This is a genomic window from Paracidovorax cattleyae, assembly GCF_900104515.1.
Taxonomy (GTDB): domain Bacteria; phylum Pseudomonadota; class Gammaproteobacteria; order Burkholderiales; family Burkholderiaceae_C; genus Paracidovorax; species Paracidovorax cattleyae.
The window spans coordinates 80,204-98,262 of record NZ_FNJL01000006.1; the positions used below are offsets into that span (position 1 = coordinate 80,204).

Here is an 18,059-nt window from a genome sequence, read left to right on the forward strand (position 1 = left end):
ACGCCATGGAATTCTTCCGCATCAAAAAAGACATCCCCTTCATGAAGCACGCGTTGGTCTTCAACGCGATCTCCTTCATCACCTTCGCGCTGGCCGTCTTCTTCCTCGTCACGCGCGGGCTGCACCTGTCGGTGGAGTTCACGGGCGGCACCGTGATGGAGGTGGCCTACACCCAGGCGGCCGACACCGGCAAGGTGCGCGAGGCGGTCTCGCGGCTGGGCTATTCCGACGTGATTGTGCAGAACTTCGGCACCTCGCGCGACGTGATGATCCGCCTGCCCGTGCAGAAGGGGGCGACCTCGGCGCAGCAGAGCGAGCAGGTGATGGGGGCCCTCAAGGAGCAGGACCCGGGCGTCACGCTGCGCCGCACGGAATTCGTCGGCCCGCAGGTGGGCGAGGAACTCGTGCACGGCGGCCTCATGGCGCTGGCCATGGTGGTCGTCGGGATCGTGGTGTACCTCGCCTTCCGCTTCGAATGGAAGTTCGGCGTCGCGGCCATCATCGCGAACCTGCACGACGTGGTCATCATCCTGGGCTTCTTCGCCTTCTTCCAGTGGGAGTTCTCGCTGGCCGTGCTGGCTGGCGTGCTTGCGGTGCTGGGCTATTCGGTGAACGAATCCGTGGTGATCTTCGACCGGATCCGCGAAGCCTTCCGCAAGTACCGCAAGATGACCACACACGAGGTCATCGACCATGCCATCACGAGCACGATGAGCCGCACGATCATCACCCACGCGTCCACCGAGGCGATGGTGCTGTCGATGTTCTTCTTCGGCGGGCCGAGCCTGCACTACTTCGCACTCGCGCTGACCATCGGCATCCTTTTCGGCATCTATTCCTCGGTGTTCGTGGCCGCCGCCATCGCCATGTGGCTGGGCATCAAGCGCGAAGACCTGGTGAAGGCCCCGGCCCGCAAGGAAGGCGACCCCAACGACCCCAACGCCGGGGCGGCGGTCTGAGCTCGGCACCGCATTCCGGGCACCGACGGGCCGCCGGAGGCGGCCGGTTTAGCATTTGCATCGATGGAATTCCGCGGGGCGGATCGTCCGTTGGAAGTCTGCGAATTCCCACACACCGGCGGGCCTGCCTCGCGCTCATAATTCGCGGCGTATGGAGACTTCGTCCACCTTCCCGTCGAATGCGAGGCGCCTGGCCCGCCTGGGGCGCCAGCGTTTCATCGAGGGGCTGGGTGAAGGCCTGCCCGCCCTGGATGCCGAGCTCCAGGAGTTCACCGGCCACCTCATGGGCCTGACGGCGACGCAGCGCGTCATGCAGGAGCGCCGCGACCTGTGGATGCGCTACCAGCAGTTCCATGGTGCGTGGGTCGCCGGCGCGGCCCGGTCGCTGCGCGATGCGGCCACCACGCTCCCCAGCACGCGCAGCGCCGCGCTGTCCGGCGGCCTTTCGCTCGCGGGCCTCGAGCTGGTGAGCGACGACGTGGTGGAAAACAAGATTCTCGCGTCCCGCATCGGCCTGTCCGTGGCGGAGCGGGCCGGTCCCGCCTTCGACGCGGTGCGCAGGCATCTGCAGCACCTCGAAGGCGAGGAGCCCGGCGAACGCGACCTCCTGCGCCCCGAGGTCCTGGCCCTGCATCTCGTGGATCCGTGGGTGGCCTGCGGCCTGCTGCGCGCGGACCTGCAGGCCCTGCTCGAGCCGTTGCAGCGCGCCCTTGGGGCGCTGGTGCTCGCGCAGTACGAGGCCCTGGTCCGCTTTTTCGAGGAGCAGGGCGTGCGGCCGGACGACGACCTGCGTTCGCGCGTGCGCCGTACGGGAGGCACGACGGTGCAGGGGGGGCTGGGGCCGGCGTCGGCGTCCGGAATGGGGGCCATGCCGCAGGCCGGGGACCCGTCCACCGGCGGCGGGCTGCGCGCTCCTTCCCGGCCGATGGGGCCCATGCAGGGCGGGGGCCCGGGTTTCGCCGGCACACAGGCCGCCGCCTACGGTTCGCCGCTGGCCAGGGCGCGCCAGCGCGCGCAAGGCGTGATGGGGCAATTGCGCAGGATTCTCGTGCAGCCGGCCATCGCCGCATTCAACCCCTCCGTTGCCGGGCGCGCGGCGGGTACCGGGGGGGAGGCCCCTGCTCCGGCGGCGCCCGCCTCCGCTGCGCTGCAGCAGGCCCTGGCGGAACAGCGGCTGATGGCCGACAGCTTCTACCAAAGCGAGATCGCCACGCTGGTCCTGGACTACCACAGCCCCGCCGCGGTGGTGCAGGTGGCCGGCGCCGCGCGCGAGCGTACCGCGGAGCTCAAGGCCAAGGCGGAAACGCCGGGCGAGAAGGCCATCATCGAGGTGGTCGCGCTCATGTTCCAGAGCATCCTGAGCGAGGACCGCATCCCGCCCGCGGTGCGCGTGTGGTTCGCACGCCTGCAGGTTCCCGTGCTGCGGGTGGCCCTGGCCGAACCCGAATTCTTCAGCGACATGGCACACCCGGCCCGCCAGCTCATCGACCGCATGGGCGGGGTGGTCCTGGGCTTCGACACCGCGGCGATCCAGGGCAGCGCCCTGGAGGCCGAGATCCGGCGCGTGGTGCAGGTGATCGAGCAGTACCCGGAGACGGGGCAGCGGGTGTTCCAGCTGGTGCTGGCGGAGTTCGAGGCCTTCATTTCGCGGTTCCTCACGGCACCCCAGGCCACTTCGCGCATCGTGAGCGTGGCGCAGCAGGTGGAGCAGAAGGAGACGATGGCGATCCAGTACACCATCGAGCTGCGCAACCTGCTCAAGGACATGCCGGTGCGCGACGAGATCCGCAGCTTCCTGTTCAAAACCTGGGCCGAAGTGCTGGCGCTGTCGGCCGTGCGCAGCGGGGCGCAGCATGCGGACACGGCCGCGTTCAAGCGGGCGGCCACCGACCTCGTGTGGGCCGCCAGCGCCAAGCCCCAGCGGGCGGAGCGCGCCCAGGTCATCCAGAGCCTGCCGGGGCTGCTGCAGCGGCTGCGGCAGGGCATGGAGCTGCTGGGGGTGACCGGTGCGCCGCAGGACGTGCACATCAAGATCCTCACCGACACGCTCGCCGACGCCTTTCTCTCCAAGACGGCTTCCATTCCGCAGGCGCACATCGATGCGATGGCCCGGCGCCTGGACCACCTCGAGGACTACATGAGCGACGCCACGCTGGGCGACATGCCGCTCGATGCCGACTACCTGGAAATGATGCTGGGCATCGATGCCTCGTCCATCCACGTCGCGGCGGACAACGGCACGCCCGTGGACGAGGCCATGGTGGCCTGGGCACGCGAGCTGCAGCTGGGGGCGTGGTTCACGCTGGACCACAACGGCGCCTCGGCGCAGGTGCAGTACGCATGGCACAGCGAGCGCCGGCAGCTGCATCTTTTCGCGGCGCCGGACGGCAGCAGCTACCTGCTGCAGTTGCGGCGGATGGCCGCCTATCTGCAATCGGGCCTGCTGGTGCCGCAGGAAGAGGAAGCTCTCACGATGCGCGCGACGCGCGACGCGCTCGCCAAGATCGACGCGAATCCGGAACGGCTGCTGGGGTAGCCGCTGTCACTCGTCCGGCGGTGCTTCCAGGCCGGACGGCGCCAGGCCGTCGTCGGCCTCCATGCGGCCGCCGACCACGCGCCGCACCACGTCGCCCGGGAAGCCGCGCGCCGCGAGGAAGCGCATCTGGCGTGCCCGCTCCCGGGGTGTTTCCGGGGGCGTGCCGAAGCGCTGGCGCCAGACGGCGAGGGCGCGGGCCGCCTCACTGCCGCGCAGGCGCTCGGCCGTCTCGCGCACCAGCGCATCGTCCAGCCCCTTGGACCGCAGCTCCTGCACCACGCGCTGCGTGCCCAGCCGTGCCGCACGGCGGTGCACCACGGATTCGGCCACGCGAGCGGCATTGATGAAGTCCTTGGCCTGGAGTTCGTCCAGCACTGCGTGCAGGTCGTCGCCTTCCTGCACGTGCCGCGCGAGCTTCGCCTCCAGTTCGGAGCGCGAGTGCTCGCGCTGCGCCAGCAGGTGCAGCGCGCGGCCCTTGAGGGAGAGGGGGGAAGAAAGACCCATGGGAGTCGCAAGCCGCGCCGGCACGCCGCGAAAAGCGGCAGGCCGGCGCTCCGTGTGCCCTGCGTGTCAGGCCTCGTCGGCCGCAGCGGCGCCGGCTGCCACGGACGGCAGCAGCGAGACGCCCAGGCCGTCGCGCACCTTGTTCTCGATCTCGCGCGCCAGGTCGGCGTTCTCGCGCAGGAACTCGCGTGCGTTGTCACGGCCCTGGCCGATCTTCTCGCCGTTGTAGGCGTACCAGGCGCCGCTCTTCTCGATGATGCGGGCGTTCACGCCCATGTCGATGATCTCGCCCTCGCGGCTGATGCCTTCGCCGAAGAGGATGTCGAACTCGGCCGTCTTGAAGGGCGGGCTCACCTTGTTCTTCACCACCTTCACCTTGGTCTCGTTGCCGATGGCTTCGTCGCCCTTCTTGATGGTGCCGGTGCGGCGGATGTCCAGGCGCACGGAGGCGTAGAACTTCAGCGCATTGCCGCCGGTCGTGGTCTCGGGGCTGCCGAACATCACGCCGATCTTCATGCGGATCTGGTTGATGAAGATGACCATGCAGTTGGTCTTCTTGATCGTGGCGGTGAGCTTGCGCAGCGCCTGGCTCATCAGGCGGGCCTGCAGGCCGGGCAGCGCATCGCCCATCTCGCCCTCGATTTCGGCCTTGGGGGTCAGCGCGGCGACCGAGTCGATGACGATGAGGTCCACGGCGCCGGAGCGCACGAGGCTGTCCACGATTTCCAGGGCCTGCTCGCCGGTGTCGGGCTGGCTGATGAGCAGGTCGGGCACGTGCACGCCGAGCTTCTGGGCGTACTGGATGTCGAGCGCATGCTCGGCATCGACGAAGGCGCAGGTGCCGTTTTGCTTCTGCATCTCGGCGATGACCTGCAGCGTGAGGGTGGTCTTGCCGGAGGATTCGGGGCCGTAGATCTCGATCACGCGGCCGCGGGGCAGGCCGCCCACGCCCAGGGCGACGTCCAGGCCCAGCGAGCCGGTGGAGACGACCTGGATGTCCTCGATGGCTTCGCCTTCGCCCAGGCGCATGATGGTGCCCTTGCCGAACTGCTTTTCGATCTGGGCGAGGGCCGCCTGCAGGGCCTTGGCCTTTTCGCTGTTGGCGGCGTTGTTCTTGACGGGTGCGTCCATGGAGTGCTCCTGAAAGAGGAAAACGTGGAAGGAAAGCCGGCGAATGCGATGCCATCGGATGGCTGTCTTCAATCACAGGCTGGATGCTTGACCAGTAGTGTAGGGGTTGGATACTTTTCAAACAATGCATTTTTTGATCAGTTTGCCTGACAATTGATGCATGGTTTTTTCCCCGTTTCCTCGACCCCCGTCGGGCAGCCTGGCCCCCCGGGACGACGCCTGGCGCCTGACCCACCTGGGCCGCCTGCTCGGCCATGCCATGCGCCGCTTCGACGCGCGCGTGCTCGAGCTGATGGCGCACGACGTGCAGGTTCCCCTGGCACTCTCGCACCTGGCTGCGCGCGACCAGGTCAGCGCGGCCCACATCCACATCACGCGCCACCTGTCGCTGCAGGGCGACCGGCTCACCGACCTGGCGGCGCGCGCCGGCATGGCCAAGCAGTCGATGGCCGCGCTGGTGGACCAGTGCGAAGCGTGGGGGCTGGTGGTGCGGGAGCCCGACCCGCATGACGCGCGGGCGCGCCGGGTGCGCTTCACCGACACGGGCCTGGCCTGGCTGCAGGCCTTTCGCAGTGCGGTCGCGCAGGCCGAGGCGGAATTCGGTGCGGAGGTGGGCGACGCCGTGGCCGCGGTGGTGCGGCTGGGCCTGGAGGCCTATGCGGGGGGCGACGGCATGGCGGAGTGACCCCGTGCCGCGCACCAGCCGATGTCCCTAGAATCGGCGGAAAGCCCGGGGGCAGGTCACGCCGCCTGCGGCGCATCCCCAGAAACACCGGAGACAGGCCCATGCGCATCCTCATTGCCGAAGACGATCAGGTTCTGGCGGATGGCCTGCTGCGCACGCTGCGCGGCTCCGGGGCGGCGGTGGACCACGTGGCGAGCGGCAGCGATGCCGACACCGTGCTCGCGACGACGGAGGAATTCGACCTGCTGATCCTCGATCTCGGCCTGCCGCGCATGCATGGCCTGGATGTGCTCAAGCGGCTGCGCGGCCGCGGCTCGGCGCTGCCCGTGCTGATCCTCACGGCGGCCGACAGCGTGGAGGAGCGCGTGAAGGGCCTGGATTATGGCGCCGACGACTACATGGCCAAACCCTTCTCGCTGCAGGAGCTGGAGGCGCGCGTGCGCGCCCTCACGCGGCGTGGCATGGGCGCCACCAGCAGCACCATCCGGCACGGCCCGCTCGTCTATGACCAGGCGGGGCGCATGGCCACCATCGACGGCAAGCTGGTGGAGCTGTCCGCCCGCGAACTGGGCCTGCTGGAAGTGCTGCTGCAGCGCGCCGGGCGGCTGGTGAGCAAGGAGCAACTGGTGGAGCGGCTCTGCGAATGGGGCGAGGAAGTGAGCAACAACGCCATCGAGGTGTACATCCACCGCCTGCGCAAGAAGATAGAGCGCGGGCCGATCCGCATCGCCACGGTGCGGGGGCTGGGCTACTGCCTGGAGAAGGTCGCCGCCTAGCGCGGCCTCCTCCTGCCGCGGGCGACGTGCCTTGAAGATCTTCCAGCGCGAACAGCGGTCGCTTTTCGGGGAGATCCTCGACTGGATGCTCACGCCGCTGCTGCTGCTGTGGCCGGTGAGTCTGGCGCTGACCTGGCTCGTGGCCCAGGGGCTGGCGAACAAGCCCTTCGACCGGGCGCTGGAGTACAACGCCCATGCGCTCGCGCAACTCGTCACGGTGCAGGACGGCCGCGTGCAGTTCAACCTGCCGCAGCCTGCCGGCGAGATCCTGCGCGCGGATGAATCCGACATCGTCTACTACCAGGTCCTGGGGCCCCGCGGGGAGTTCCTGTCCGGCGAACGCGACCTGCCCCGGCCACAGCCGCCCGAGGACGATCGCCCGCTGTCCGGCCAGGTGCGGCTGCGCGACGCGGAATTGCGTGGCATCGAGATCCGCGTGGCGGCCATCTGGGTGCGGTTGCCGATACAGGGGGCTCCCGCTGCGCTGGTGCAGGTGGCGGAAACGCGGGAAAAACGCAGCGTGCTCGCCACCGAGATCATCAAGGGCGTGATGCTGCCGCAGTTCGTCATCCTGCCGCTCGCCGTGCTGCTGGTCTGGCTCGCGCTGGCACGCGGCATCCAGCCGCTGCACCGGCTGGAAGAGCGCATTCGCGCACGCGATCCGGACGACCTGTCCCCGCTGGACCACCGGGCGGTGCCGATGGAGGTGGCTCCATTGGTGGATTCGGTGAACGATCTGCTGCAGCGGCTGCAGGATTCACTGGCCACGCAGAAGCGTTTCCTGGCGGATGCCGCGCACCAGCTCAAGACTCCCCTGGCGGGTTTGCGCATGCAGGCCGATCTTGCACAGCGCGAGGGCACCAGCACGGAAGACCTCAAGCGCTCGCTGCAGCAGATCGGCCGCGCCAGCGTGCGTGCGACCCATACAGTCAACCAGCTGCTCGCGCTCGCGCGCGCGGAAGCCGGTGGCGCCGTGCTGTCGCGGCAGCCGGTGGATCTTGCGCGCCTGGTGCGCGAGGCCGTGCGCGACTGCGTGCCCCGCGCGCTGGAGAAGTCCATCGATCTCGGCTACGAAGGGGCCCAGCCGGCGGACCCCGGCGTGTGGGTGGACGGCAACCCGACCCTGCTCAAGGAGCTGGCGCGCAATCTGCTGGACAACGCGATCAATTACACGCCTTCCAGCAGCCGCTGGCCCGGGGTGGTGACTGCGCGGGTGCTGGCCGATCGGTTCGGGCGCATCGTGCTGCTGCAGGTGGAGGATTCCGGCCCTGGCGTGCCGGAGGCCGAGCGCGAACTGGTGTTCCGTCCGTTCTACCGCGCCTTGGGCACCGATGCCGACGGTTCGGGCCTGGGCCTGCCGATCGTGCTGGAAATCGCGCGCCAGCATGGCGCGGAGGTGCGGCTGGAAGACGCGCATCCGGGAGTGAGTCCGTCGGGCGCGTGCTTTTCCGTGCGGTTTTCCGCAGGGGACGACCCGGAACCCGCGTGAGCAGGCCGCTCCCGCTGCCTGGCTGACGGTCCATGCGACACAGCCCGCCAGGCGCGGGCCGGGCGGGCTGCGTACTGTCCGCGGCTCCCGCGAACGGGGGCCTTGGCATCAGGCGTGACCGTCAGTTCGTCATCGGCACAGTGCCGTGTTCGTACATGCTGGCCACGGCGCTCACGTCGCCGCCCAGGCGGCGGACTTCTGCCACGTATTCGGGGCCGCTGCGCAGGCGCTGGTATTCAGCCAGGCGTTCCTGGTACACGGGGTCGCTGGCCGGCGAGCGTTCGCCCACCTGGAACTTGTCCAGGCCGGCGCGGCGCCACAGGTTGGCGTCGGCGAGCACTTCGGCGCGCGACAGCGGCTGCTGGGTGGATTGCGAGGCCACCGGTGCGGGACCGGCCCATTCTTCCTGGGACAGGGGAGCGGCAGAGGCTGCGGTGGCGCCTGCGAAGGCGATGGTGGCGATGGCGATGAGATGCTTGCGATTCATGGCGATGAGTCCTTTCTTCGACAAGGGGAACAATGTGCAGCACGCCGGATTGCGTTCTGCATGGGACGAAGTTTGCGCCTCTTCCCTGCCCCTGCATGTGCGAAAACGCACGGATTCGTGTAGGTCTGTGTCCGACCGGACTGTGCTCCCCCCGGTGCTGCGGCGTGGGAGAACAGGCGGTTTCAGATGCAACAGTGGGCGCAGTTCAGTTGCCGCCGGCTGCGGTGGCCTGGCCTGCCACGGAGCGGTCTTCGCCTCCTTGCCGGCGCACTTCGGCCAGGTACTCGGGCCCGCTGCGCAGGCGGTGGTACTCGGCCAGGCGCTGCTCATTGGCGGGGTCGGCCAGGGCGCTGCGGTCGCCCTCGCCCACGCCGCGCAGTCCTGCGCGATCCCACAAAGCCAGGTCCGCCGCCACTTCGGCACGCGACAGGGGCTTGCCCTGTACGGCGGGCTCGGCACCGAACCAGTCTTCCTGCGAGGCGGGTGCTGCGGAGGCGGCGCCGGCGAAGGCCAGTGCGGCCAGTGCCAGGACGAGGGCGGAGGGACGGTGTGCGTTCATGGTGTGGTTCCTTTCGGTCGGGTCATCGCCGCGTTGCGGTGTTGCGTTGCGGCATGGAGGCAAGTGTGTCCTCCGGGCCTGCTGCGGTCTGTGCGAAAGCGCACAGCATCCGGCAGATGGCAGGCGCAGCGGCTCAGTCGCCGGAAGGTGCGCGCAGGGACGACGGCCGTGCCACGTGCAGCACTTCGAGGGGCTGCGATCGACCCCGCACGGCGATCGGGCCGGGCGTGCCGAACTGGTCCTGCGCGCCCGCGAGGCGCGCCACGTCCGCCGAGAGCACGAGCCGCGCGCCCACCACCTTGGAATGGTCCTGCAGCCGGCTTGCGGTGTTCACCACCTCGCCCACGGCCGTGAAGGTGGTCGTGTCCTCGAAGCCCACCTGCCCGACGGCGACGGCGCCCGCATGCAGGCCCATGCCGAAGTCCAGCGCGTGGCCGAACTGCGCCTGGAAAGCTTCGTTCCATGCCTCCATCCGTTCCTCGATGGCCGCGGCGGCCGCCAGGGCCTGGCGGCAGGCCGTGGGAAGGTCGCAGTCCAGTCCGAAAAGGGCCATCACGCTGTCGCCGATGAACTGGTTGGGCAGTCCCCCGGCCTCGCGCACGGCGCTGCCGACGCGCTCGAAATACTGGTCCAGCACCCAGGCGAGATCGAAGGGCCACTGGCGCTCCGCCAGTCCCGACCAGCGGCGCAGGTCCACGAACAGCACGGCCACCAGCCGTTCGCTGCCCAGCCGCGCTGCCGCCGGGCCGGCGCCGGGCTGGAAGAGCGGCGTGACGCGCACTCGGCCCTGCGGCCGCAACTGGCAGGCCAGGCGCACGCCCTCCGGTGCGTTCACCCGCTGCAGCGTGCGCAGTTCATCGCGCTCCGGCGGCGGCAGGCTGCCGTCTTCCGCTTCCACGCGCACGCGGCAGGTGGAGCAGCGCGCCCGCCCTCCGCACAGGGACAGGTGCGGGATGCCGTGCAGGCGGCTGGCGTCCAGCACGCTGGTGCCCCGGGCCACCTGCACGGTACGGCCGGGGTATTGCAGCGTCACGCAGCCTTCGCCGCGCAGGCGGCGCAGCGCGCCCGCAGCGAACCGGGCCGTCACGAGGGCCGCCAATGCCATCAGCCAGCCGAGCTGCAGGCCATCGCCCAGCGAGCGTGCGGCCTCCGCGGCCGGGCGCGGCGGCCCGGGGGAGCGCAGTGCCTGCGCGGCCCAGGCGATTTCGCGGCCCATGGCCAGCGTGCCCAGCAGCGCGAGCACCGGCAGCAGCACGGCTGCCGTCAGCAGCAGGGCCTGGTGGCGGCGCCATGCCGCGCGGTGGCGCATGGCCAGGTGCAGGCCCAGGCAGCCGTGCAGCCAGGCGAGCGTGAGGAGCAATGCCTGCCGCGCCAGGGACTCGGGCGACCAGATGGCCCGCACGATGCGCAGGTAGGACGGCTCCACGCCCCAGGTGCTTTCCAGCCAGCGCGTGCCCACCACGTGCGTGGCCAGCAGCAGCGGCAGCAGCAATCCCAGGGCAATGCGCAATGCCTCGACGGGCGGCATGCGCCAGCTGCGCCGGCGCCACAGGGCGGTGCCGGCCATCGCGAGGTGCACGGCGAAGGCGCCGTACAGCAGCACCGTGCCGGGTGCCGTCGCCCACGCGGCATGCACCGCGCGGCGCAGGGCTTCCGCTGCCTGCAGGGATACCAGGCCCGCGGCATGCGTGGCCAGGTGCAGCGCCACGTAGAGCCACAGCGTCAGTCCGCTCGCCCAGCGCAGGTCGCGCGCCGAGGGCCGGCGGCGCAGGCGGCCGGACAGGTCGGCGGGATCGGGGGCGGAGCGGGGCATCGGTACGGGGCGGGGCGGGGCGCTGAGCATAATGCCCCGAGCCCGGCGGTGTCCGTCCGCCGGTCCTTTCCCCTTTCCGTGGTCTTCGCATGGTGTCCGCTCCCCGCCGCAGTTCCTCTCCCGTCGCCGCCGTTCCCTCGAGCTTCGCGCTGCGGGGGGTGACGCTGTTCGAGGGGCTCGACGCGCAGCGGCTGGACCGGATTGCGCAGCAGTGCCGCTGGCAGCAGCTGCCGGCACGGCGGCGCCTGTTTTCCCGCGCAGCCGCGGAGGCGGAGGTGTACTTCATCCTCACTGGGCAGGTGCGTGTGACCACCTATTCGGCCAACGGCCGGCAGGTCACCTTCCGCGATTGCGGCCCGGGTGAGCCCATCGGCCTGCTGGCCGCGCTCGACGGCGGCGCGCGTTCCGCCGACGTGGTCACCCTGGCGCCCACCCTGGCGGCGAGCCTGCCGCCGGAGGATTTCCGCAGGCTGATGGCCGAGGAACCCGCCGTGGCGCGGCGCGTCGTGGAGGGCCTGTGCGTGCTGGTGCGCGAACTGTCGGAGCGGGTGATCGACCTCAGCACGCTGGGCGTGCAGAACCGGCTGCATGCGGAGCTGCTGCGCATGGCCCGGGCGTCGGGCGGTGCGGATGCGGCAGGGCGCGCGCGCATCGATCCGGCACCGGCGCATGCGGAAGTCGCCAGCCGCATCAGCACCAACCGCGAGCAGGTGACGCGCGAACTCGGCGTGCTCGTGCGGCAGGGGCTGCTGGAGAAGGCCGGGCGGGCGTTCGTGGTGACCGACCTGGCCCGGCTCGAACGCATGGTGGCGGAAGTGCGCGGAGGCTGACTCCGCCGGTCAGGCCGCAGGGCCCGGGTGCGACTCGGCCTGGTGCAGCAGCCAGGCGCGGAAATGGCCCAGCGCGGGCGATTGCGTGCGCCCGCCCGCATGGCAGAGCCAGTAGCCCAGCCGGCTGTTGAAGCCGGCGTCCGGCAGCGGTTCCGTGATGGCGCCGGCCGCGATCTGCTCGCGGACGAGGCAGCGGGGGACCAGGCCGAGGCCCAGGCCCATGGCGACGCCGCGGATGACGGTCTCGAACAGGTCGAGCACCGGACCGTCGAAGCGTTTCAGCCCCTGCACGCCGTGGCGCTCGCCCCATCGCTCCCACGCATCGGGCTCCGACACGTGCCGCAACAGCGTGTGTCCCGCGACGTCGGCGGGGCTGCGCAGCACCGGCACGGGGTGTTCCGTGCTGCCGGACCCGGGCGGCGGGGCGATCAGCGCCACGTCGTTGCCGGCGATGTAGTGGGCATGCATGCCGGGCCAGTGGCCGTCGCCGAAGAGGATGGCGCAGTCCGTCTCCGGCCCCGGCAGGGCATTGATGAGCGGCTGCGCCAGGTGCAGCGTGATGCGCGGATGCCGCTGCCGGAAATCCGCCAGCCGGGGCACCAGCCACTGCGCCGAGAACGTGGGCAGCGCGGCCACCTGCAGCGCGCCGCCGTCGTGCCCGCTGGCCAGCAGTTCGAGCGTGGCGGCCTCCAGGCGGGCCAGCAGTTCCCGCACCGCCAGTTCGTAGCGCTCGCCCGCCGGGGTGAGGACCAGGCGCTGGCGGCTGCGTTCGAACAGTGGCACGCCCACCCAGCGCTCGAGTTCCTGGATCTGCTTGCTGACGGCGCTCTGGGTGAGGTCCAGAGGCTCTGCTGCCGCCGATGCATTGCCGCAGCGGACCACGGTGCAGAACGTGCGCAGCAGGTGCAGAGGAGGATTGAGTCGGCGCAGGGGCATGGGGAGGGTTCCGGGGAGACGGACGGCGATGAGGGTATGCCGAATCGGAATGTTAACCGGCACGCCCTTTGCGTCATTCGTGCATTTATTCCATTAATCTCATCGATAACCTCAAAGGAAACCATGCAGCGTCGTTCCTGGCTCGCGGCCCTGGCCGCCTCACCCTTCATCGGCAACTTCGCAAGGGCGCAGGAGGGCCGGCCGCTACGCATCGTCGTGCCCTTTCCTCCGGGCGGCGCGACCGACATCGCGGGCCGCGTGCTGCAGGAGCCGCTGCAGCGCCTGCTGGGCCATCCGGTGGTGATCGACAACCGCGCCGGCGCGGGCGGCTCCATCGGCATGGCCGAGGTGGCGCGCTCTGCAGGCGACGGGCTGACCTTCGGCGTGGCGACCGTGTCCACGCATGGCGTGAACCCCGCCGTTTTCTCGCGGCTGCCCTACGATCCGGTCCGCGACTTCGCCGGGGTCACCGAGATCGTGAAGGCGCCGGGCATCCTCGTGGTCAATCCGCGGGAAATGCCGGTGCGCAGCTTCGGCGAGTTCGTGACCTACCTCAAGGCACGGCCCGGCCAGGTGTCCTACGCATCGCCGGGCAACGGCACCATCGGCCACATGTGGGGCGAATTGTTCAAGATCAGCACCGGCACTTCCATGGTGCACATTCCCTACCGTGGCGCCGGCCCGGCAGTGAACGACGTGCTGGCCGGCCAGGTGCCCGTGTATTTCGACCAGGTCGCCTCCGCGCTGCCCTACGTGAAGAGCGGTCGGCTGCGTGCGCTCGCCGTCTCCTGGCCGCAGCGGCTCGCGGACGTGCTGCCCGAGGTGCCCACCTACGGCGAACTGGGCCATCCCCAGGCCAACGAGCCTTCCTGGTTCGGCCTGGTGGCCCCGGCCGCCACGCCGCCCGCGGCGGTGTTGCGCGTGCAGCAGGCCGTGGGCGCCGCGCTGAAGGAGCCGGCAGTGCGTGACCGGCTCTCCGGCCAGGGCCTGTACCCCACGGGCACCCCGCCCGCAGAGTTTTCCCGGCAGATCGAGCAGGAGATCGCCAAGATGCGGAAAATCGCTGCCTATGCCCAGATCCACCTCGACTGACCCGATGAACGGAGCCCGACGATGCCCGACCCGCAGCCGCTGAGCCCCGTGGCCGCTTCCGTATCGGTGGTGCCGGGCCGCACGCCCCTGGTCCTCGATTCGCCCCACAGCGGCACGGATTATCCCGACGACTTCCGTGCCGCGCTGGCCCCGGACGTGCTGCGGCGCGCGGAAGACACCCATGTGGAAAAGCTCTACGCCTTCGCGCCCGCCCTCGGCGTCGCGTGGGTGGAGGCGCATTTCCCGCGGATCTACCTCGATGCCAACCGGGACACCACGGAGATCGACACCACGCTCTTCGATGCCGAGTGGCCCGACCCCGTCACCGCCGACCCGGTGGTGCTGCAGAAGGTGCGGCTCGGCAAGGGCCTCATCTGGAAGTGCACCGACGAGGGCCTGCCCATCTATGACCGGCCGCTGTCGGTGGCTGAAGGGCGCGCGCGCATCGAGCAGTGCTGGCGGCCCTACCATGCCGCGGTGGAGCAGGCCATCGAGGCCGCGCATGCGCGCCACGGCTACAGCCTGCACCTGAACTGCCACTCGATGCCCTCCGTCGCGGCCAGCCATGCCACGCTGCATCCCGGGCTCGTGCATGCCGACTTCGTCATCGGTGACCGCGACGGCACCACCGCGGATCCGGCGCTGTCGCAGGCGCTCTGCGCCTTCCTGCGGGAGCGCGGCTACGGTGTGGACTACAACCATCCCTACAAGGGCGTCGAGATCGTGCGCCGCTACGGCGATCCCGCCCGCGACCGGCACAGCATCCAGGTGGAGATCAACCGCCGCCTCTACATGGACGAGCACACGCTGGCGCTGCAGCCGGAGGGCTTCGGGCGCCTGCAGGCCGACCTGCGCGCGCTCGTGGAGTTGCTGCTGGCGCTCGATCCGCGGCGCTCCACGGGCGGCTGACGCGGCGCTGCGCACGGCAGCGGACAGCGTGGGCGGTTCGCATTTCGCGACACCGCGTCGTGCCGGTGCGGGGCATGGAAGGGGGCGCGTCCTAGATTGGGGGCGAGCCGCTTTCCTTTCCCCACACCGCCCCCGCTGCCATGACCTCGCCCCTGCTCACGGCGCCTTTCGGCGCCTCCGTCCTGTCCTTCATGCCCCCGGAACGCGGGGGGACGATCGCTGCACCGCGCCAGGCCGCCACATCACCCGGTGCACCCTTGCTGCAGGCCTGGTACGAGGCGCTGCAGGCCTGGTGCGAGGCCGATCCGGCCCGGCAGCCGTCGCAGGGGCTGGCCGCCGAGGGGTTCCGGGGCCTGTTTTCCGTGCGCAGGAACCGGGGCGGCGCCCGCGATGAGCGGGCAGAAGCATTCGCCGGGCGCTGCAGGGAATTCGCCATGGCCGCGGACCGGGTCCTGGACCGTGGGGGCGCGGCGTTCGGCGCCGCGCAGGGGGGCACGGAGTTGCGCGAGGTCGCCGCGGGCCGCCTGCTGCTCGCCCATGACGTGGGCGCTCCCACGCTGGACCTGCACGGACTGGGGCTGACGGACCTGCCGCCCGGCCTCGAGGCCCTGGGCACCCTGGAGCGGCTGGACATCTCCTGGAATGCGGGGCTGGGCGCACTGCCCGAGCGGCTCGCCCACTGCCGGGGGGTGCGGGCGATCGATGCGCGCCATTGCGGCATCACCGAGGTGCCTCCGCAGATATTCTCGCTGCCACGGCTGGAGACGCTGGACCTTTCGGACAACGCGGAACTGCGCTCGCTTCCCGCCGAAGCCGCCCGCGCTCCCGCGCTGCGGACGCTGCGCGCCTCGCAGTGCCAGCTGGATCACCTGCCCGCCGGCCTGGAGCGCATTGCCACGCTGGAGCGGCTGGAGATCGCGCACAACCCGCGGCTGCAGGAGCTGCCCGCCGGGTGGCGCCTGGACGACCCGCGCCTGCGGCTCGAAGGAACGCCCCTGGAGGCCATCGCCGGCCTGCTGCGCCACCTGCCGCTGACGCCGCGCCAGCGCGGCACGCTCGCGGAGCATATGGACACCATCGCCCGCGCGTGGTCCCTGCTGCAGGCCAGGATGCGGGCGGAGCCCCGCCTTTCGGACCAGGTCGGGCAGCTGCGTGCCCGGCTGTCGCTCACGGTGCGCACCGACGGCATGGGCACGCAGGAAGCCTGCGAGGACGCGCACCAGGCCATCGCGGATTGGCTGGACGATGGGGATCCGGTGACCACTGCGCGGATCCTGGAGCTGGGCTGGCGCATCAACTTCCGGCCGGCCGGCGCGGGCCTCCTGCGTACGCAGGAATGCCCGGACGGGCTATTCGACGCGGGGCCGGCCGGTACGGACGCCGGTGTGGGCCGGCCGTCTCCCGGCGCGCTGCCGCCGCTGCTCGCGGCGGTCGAGTCCTGGCTGTCGGCGGGCGATGCGCCCGATGCGGCGCTCGACCCGCTGTCCGCCTTGGAACGGGCCGTGCTGCTCTACCGGGCCCTGGTGGTCCTCAGCCCCCTGAACAAGGGCAACGAACCCACGGCCCTGGCGGCCATGGACTGGGCCCTGCAGCAGCATGGTCTGCCGCCGGTCCTGCTGCCCGACGACCCGGCCCTGCCCGCTGCGGTCCTGTTCCGGTTTTCGGGCATCGCGTCGCCGGACGCGGCGGCAGAACTGCTGCAGGAAACCGTCCGGCACATGGATGCGCTCATGGCGCGTCTGCTGGCCCAGGCGCCCGCCGAAGGCTGAACCAGACCCGCGGCCCGCCGCATTGCCCTGCCACGCAACCAGACCGGCTTCGACCCCAGCGACCATGAACCTCAGCTCCAGTCCATACCGTCCCAGGTCCGCGTTTCCCGATGCGGTACCGCAGACCGTGGAGGCCCCGCGCAGGGTCCCTGCAGCGCCGTTGCCTGGCCACGGTGAATGGATGCGGGCGCTGCGCCAGTGGCGCGGCGCCGGTCCGGAACACGTACCGCGGGGCGGCTTCTGGGCCCGCATGGCCGTGCGGCTTGCGCGGCCCGCGGCCGTGCGCCCGCTGCCGGGAGGCTTCGACGAGTTGCGGGAGGAAGCCGTGGACCGGGTGCTGGAGGCCCACGCGGAGCGGTCCTGCACACTGGACCTCAGCGGTCTGGCGCTATCGGAGCTGCCGCCCGGCCTGGAGCGGCTGGAGTTCCTGGAGGCGCTCGACGTGTCCGACAACACGGGGCTCTACCGGTTGCCCGATGCACTGGCGCATTGCCGCGCGCTGCGCTTCCTGGCGGCGCGCAACAGTTTCGTCACAGAGGTGCCCGCAGCGCTCTTCGCGCTGCCGCAACTGGAAACGCTGGATCTTTCGGCGAATTTCGACCTGGGCAACCTGCCCGACAGCCTCGCGCAGGCCACGCGGCTGCGGGAGCTGCGGCTGTCGCATTGCCGCTTCACGGCGATCCCCGCAGCGGCGGCGCAACTGCCCGCGCTGGCTTTCGTGGACCTGTCCTGCAACCCCCGCCTGCACGCGCTTCCCGGTGGCCGTCTCGCCATGCCCGGCCGGGTGGTGCTGGACGGCACGCCGGCGGCGCTCACGGCCGAATTGCTGCGCGCACCGCCATGGACGCCAGCCGAGCGCCGGGCACTCGGCGCATGCCTGCGGTACATCGCCGGCGGCGCCTCGGGAAGGGGTCTGCCGGTGCAGGAGGGGCCGCGGCTCGCGCTGTTCCTGAGCGAGCGCGTGGATGGCACGGCCACCGCGGCATCCTGGCGCGATGCGGCGCGCACGGTCGATACCTGGGTGGCCGAAGGCCGCCCGTTCACCCCGCAGGCGCTGCTGGAGCTGGGCTGGATCGCCAACGGCCGGGCGCCGGGCGAGCCGCGGCTGCGTACGCACGAGATCCAGCGTGTGCCTGCTGGCCGGGGGCCGCTGCCCTGCCGCGAAAGTGACCCCCGCGCCGTTGCAGCGCCGCCGGGTTTCGATCACCGCAGCTACCCGCCCGCGCGCGCTCTGCCGGGCCACCTGGCGGAAGTCACGGTGCACCTCGAGGCACGGCTGGCAGGGGGCGATCCGCTGGCTGCCGTCGAGGTCGCGGCACTGCTCCACCAGGCCTTCATGAGCCTGCGTCCGCTGCCGTCGGGCAACGCATCCGCCGCACTGCTGGCGATGGACTGGGCGCTGCTGCGCCAGGGCCTGCCTCCGATGCGGCTGCCGGGCAGGGAAGAGCGGTTGCACGCTGCCGTGGTGTTCGCGGGAGGGCGCCCCGCCCGTGCCAGGGGAATGGAAGATCTGGTGCGCCAGGTCATGCGGGGGCTGGCGCACTGGCGGGAACCCGCCTGCGCCGTCGCCGCCTGAGAAGGCGT

The 18,059-nt window shown here is 70.9% G+C and carries 16 protein-coding genes; 10 read left to right on the plus strand and 6 right to left on the minus strand.

Annotated elements, in window-relative coordinates; all coding sequences use genetic code 11:
- Positions 1–5: 5 nt before the first annotated feature.
- The gene (gene secF / locus BLR05_RS06495) at positions 6–959 is read left to right on the plus strand and encodes a protein translocase subunit SecF (RefSeq protein WP_092832994.1); all 954 of its coding nucleotides are present in this window, start codon (positions 6–8) and stop codon (positions 957–959) included.
- A 151-nt stretch (positions 960–1,110) separates the two neighbouring features.
- The gene (locus BLR05_RS06500; protein ID WP_092832995.1) at positions 1,111–3,495 is read left to right on the plus strand and encodes a DUF1631 family protein; all 2,385 of its coding nucleotides are present in this window, start codon (positions 1,111–1,113) and stop codon (positions 3,493–3,495) included.
- A gap of 6 nt (positions 3,496–3,501) precedes the next feature.
- On the opposite strand, the gene recX is transcribed toward BLR05_RS06500, so the two are convergent.
- A complete protein-coding gene (gene recX / locus BLR05_RS06505; protein ID WP_092832996.1) occupies positions 3,502–3,999 on the minus strand; it encodes a recombination regulator RecX in 498 nt (165 codons plus the stop codon).
- 66 nt (positions 4,000–4,065) lie between these two features.
- Positions 4,066–5,130, minus strand: coding sequence for a recombinase RecA (gene recA / locus BLR05_RS06510; protein WP_092832997.1), 1,065 nt, complete (start codon positions 5,128–5,130; stop codon positions 4,066–4,068).
- Positions 5,131–5,290: 160 nt separating this feature from the next.
- Here recA and BLR05_RS06515 point away from each other — a divergent pair, with 160 nt between their 5' ends.
- The 3 genes from BLR05_RS06515 to BLR05_RS06525 all read left to right on the plus strand — a co-directional run bounded on the left by BLR05_RS06515 (position 5,291) and on the right by BLR05_RS06525 (position 8,080).
- Entirely contained in the window at positions 5,291–5,815 is a 525-nt protein-coding gene (locus tag BLR05_RS06515; protein WP_192883819.1) for a MarR family winged helix-turn-helix transcriptional regulator, read from the plus strand.
- Between the two features lie 101 nt (positions 5,816–5,916).
- Complete coding sequence (locus tag BLR05_RS06520; protein WP_092832998.1) at positions 5,917–6,591, plus strand: response regulator; 675 nt, start codon at positions 5,917–5,919, stop codon at positions 6,589–6,591.
- 31 nt (positions 6,592–6,622) lie between these two features.
- Positions 6,623–8,080: a sensor histidine kinase gene (locus tag BLR05_RS06525; protein ID WP_092832999.1), complete on the plus strand. Its 1,458-nt coding sequence runs from the start codon at positions 6,623–6,625 to the stop codon at positions 8,078–8,080.
- A 121-nt stretch (positions 8,081–8,201) separates the two neighbouring features.
- Here the strand turns inward: BLR05_RS06525 and BLR05_RS06530 are convergent, their stop codons facing one another.
- From BLR05_RS06530 to BLR05_RS06540, 3 genes are all read right to left on the minus strand, one after another.
- On the minus strand, positions 8,202–8,567 hold the full coding sequence (locus tag BLR05_RS06530) for a DUF4148 domain-containing protein (RefSeq protein WP_092833107.1): 366 nt from the start codon (positions 8,565–8,567) through the stop codon (positions 8,202–8,204).
- Positions 8,568–8,772: 205 nt separating this feature from the next.
- The gene (locus BLR05_RS06535) at positions 8,773–9,126 is read right to left on the minus strand and encodes a DUF4148 domain-containing protein (RefSeq protein WP_092833000.1); all 354 of its coding nucleotides are present in this window, start codon (positions 9,124–9,126) and stop codon (positions 8,773–8,775) included.
- Positions 9,127–9,259: 133 nt separating this feature from the next.
- Positions 9,260–10,939: an adenylate/guanylate cyclase domain-containing protein gene (locus tag BLR05_RS06540; RefSeq protein WP_092833001.1), complete on the minus strand. Its 1,680-nt coding sequence runs from the start codon at positions 10,937–10,939 to the stop codon at positions 9,260–9,262.
- An 89-nt stretch (positions 10,940–11,028) separates the two neighbouring features.
- On the opposite strand from BLR05_RS06540, the gene BLR05_RS06545 reads away from it, so the two are divergent.
- Positions 11,029–11,769 carry a Crp/Fnr family transcriptional regulator gene (locus BLR05_RS06545; RefSeq protein WP_092833002.1) on the plus strand — a complete coding sequence of 247 codons (741 nt, stop codon included), beginning with the start codon at positions 11,029–11,031 and terminating at the stop codon, positions 11,767–11,769.
- Positions 11,770–11,778: 9 nt separating this feature from the next.
- On the opposite strand, the gene BLR05_RS06550 is transcribed toward BLR05_RS06545, so the two are convergent.
- Positions 11,779–12,705 (minus strand): LysR substrate-binding domain-containing protein, encoded by a 927-nt coding sequence (locus BLR05_RS06550; protein ID WP_092833003.1) that lies wholly within the window; start codon positions 12,703–12,705, stop codon positions 11,779–11,781.
- A gap of 123 nt (positions 12,706–12,828) precedes the next feature.
- Here BLR05_RS06550 and BLR05_RS06555 point away from each other — a divergent pair, with 123 nt between their 5' ends.
- From BLR05_RS06555 to xopAC (BLR05_RS06570), 4 genes are all read left to right on the plus strand, one after another.
- On the plus strand, positions 12,829–13,797 hold the full coding sequence (locus BLR05_RS06555; RefSeq protein ID WP_092833004.1) for a tripartite tricarboxylate transporter substrate-binding protein: 969 nt from the start codon (positions 12,829–12,831) through the stop codon (positions 13,795–13,797).
- 21 nt (positions 13,798–13,818) lie between these two features.
- Entirely contained in the window at positions 13,819–14,706 is an 888-nt protein-coding gene (locus tag BLR05_RS06560; protein ID WP_092833005.1) for an N-formylglutamate amidohydrolase, read from the plus strand.
- A 140-nt stretch (positions 14,707–14,846) separates the two neighbouring features.
- Positions 14,847–16,475 (plus strand): XopAC/AvrAC family type III secretion system effector, encoded by a 1,629-nt coding sequence (gene xopAC, locus BLR05_RS06565; RefSeq protein ID WP_225979023.1) that lies wholly within the window; start codon positions 14,847–14,849, stop codon positions 16,473–16,475.
- A 64-nt stretch (positions 16,476–16,539) separates the two neighbouring features.
- On the plus strand, positions 16,540–18,051 hold the full coding sequence (gene xopAC, locus BLR05_RS06570; RefSeq protein WP_167361212.1) for a XopAC/AvrAC family type III secretion system effector: 1,512 nt from the start codon (positions 16,540–16,542) through the stop codon (positions 18,049–18,051).
- Positions 18,052–18,059: the final 8 nt, after the last annotated feature.

What these genes read in the sequence shown, in the direction of transcription:
- secF (WP_092832994.1), top strand. Translation starts at nt 6, where the DNA reads ATGGAATTCTTCCGCATCAAAAAAGACATCCCCTTCATGAAGCACGCG.
- BLR05_RS06500 (WP_092832995.1), top strand. Translation starts at nt 1,111, where the DNA reads ATGGAGACTTCGTCCACCTTCCCGTCGAATGCGAGGCGCCTGGCCCGC.
- recX (WP_092832996.1), bottom strand. Translation starts at nt 3,999, where the DNA reads ATGGGTCTTTCTTCCCCCCTCTCCCTCAAGGGCCGCGCGCTGCACCTG.
- recA (WP_092832997.1), bottom strand. Translation starts at nt 5,130, where the DNA reads ATGGACGCACCCGTCAAGAACAACGCCGCCAACAGCGAAAAGGCCAAG.
- BLR05_RS06515 (WP_192883819.1), top strand. Translation starts at nt 5,291, where the DNA reads ATGGTTTTTTCCCCGTTTCCTCGACCCCCGTCGGGCAGCCTGGCCCCC.
- BLR05_RS06520 (WP_092832998.1), top strand. Translation starts at nt 5,917, where the DNA reads ATGCGCATCCTCATTGCCGAAGACGATCAGGTTCTGGCGGATGGCCTG.
- BLR05_RS06530 (WP_092833107.1), bottom strand. Translation starts at nt 8,567, where the DNA reads ATGAATCGCAAGCATCTCATCGCCATCGCCACCATCGCCTTCGCAGGC.
- BLR05_RS06535 (WP_092833000.1), bottom strand. Translation starts at nt 9,126, where the DNA reads ATGAACGCACACCGTCCCTCCGCCCTCGTCCTGGCACTGGCCGCACTG.
- BLR05_RS06540 (WP_092833001.1), bottom strand. Translation starts at nt 10,939, where the DNA reads ATGCCCCGCTCCGCCCCCGATCCCGCCGACCTGTCCGGCCGCCTGCGC.
- BLR05_RS06545 (WP_092833002.1), top strand. Translation starts at nt 11,029, where the DNA reads ATGGTGTCCGCTCCCCGCCGCAGTTCCTCTCCCGTCGCCGCCGTTCCC.
- BLR05_RS06550 (WP_092833003.1), bottom strand. Translation starts at nt 12,705, where the DNA reads ATGCCCCTGCGCCGACTCAATCCTCCTCTGCACCTGCTGCGCACGTTC.
- BLR05_RS06555 (WP_092833004.1), top strand. Translation starts at nt 12,829, where the DNA reads ATGCAGCGTCGTTCCTGGCTCGCGGCCCTGGCCGCCTCACCCTTCATC.
- BLR05_RS06560 (WP_092833005.1), top strand. Translation starts at nt 13,819, where the DNA reads ATGCCCGACCCGCAGCCGCTGAGCCCCGTGGCCGCTTCCGTATCGGTG.
- xopAC (WP_225979023.1), top strand. Translation starts at nt 14,847, where the DNA reads ATGACCTCGCCCCTGCTCACGGCGCCTTTCGGCGCCTCCGTCCTGTCC.
- xopAC (WP_167361212.1), top strand. Translation starts at nt 16,540, where the DNA reads ATGAACCTCAGCTCCAGTCCATACCGTCCCAGGTCCGCGTTTCCCGAT.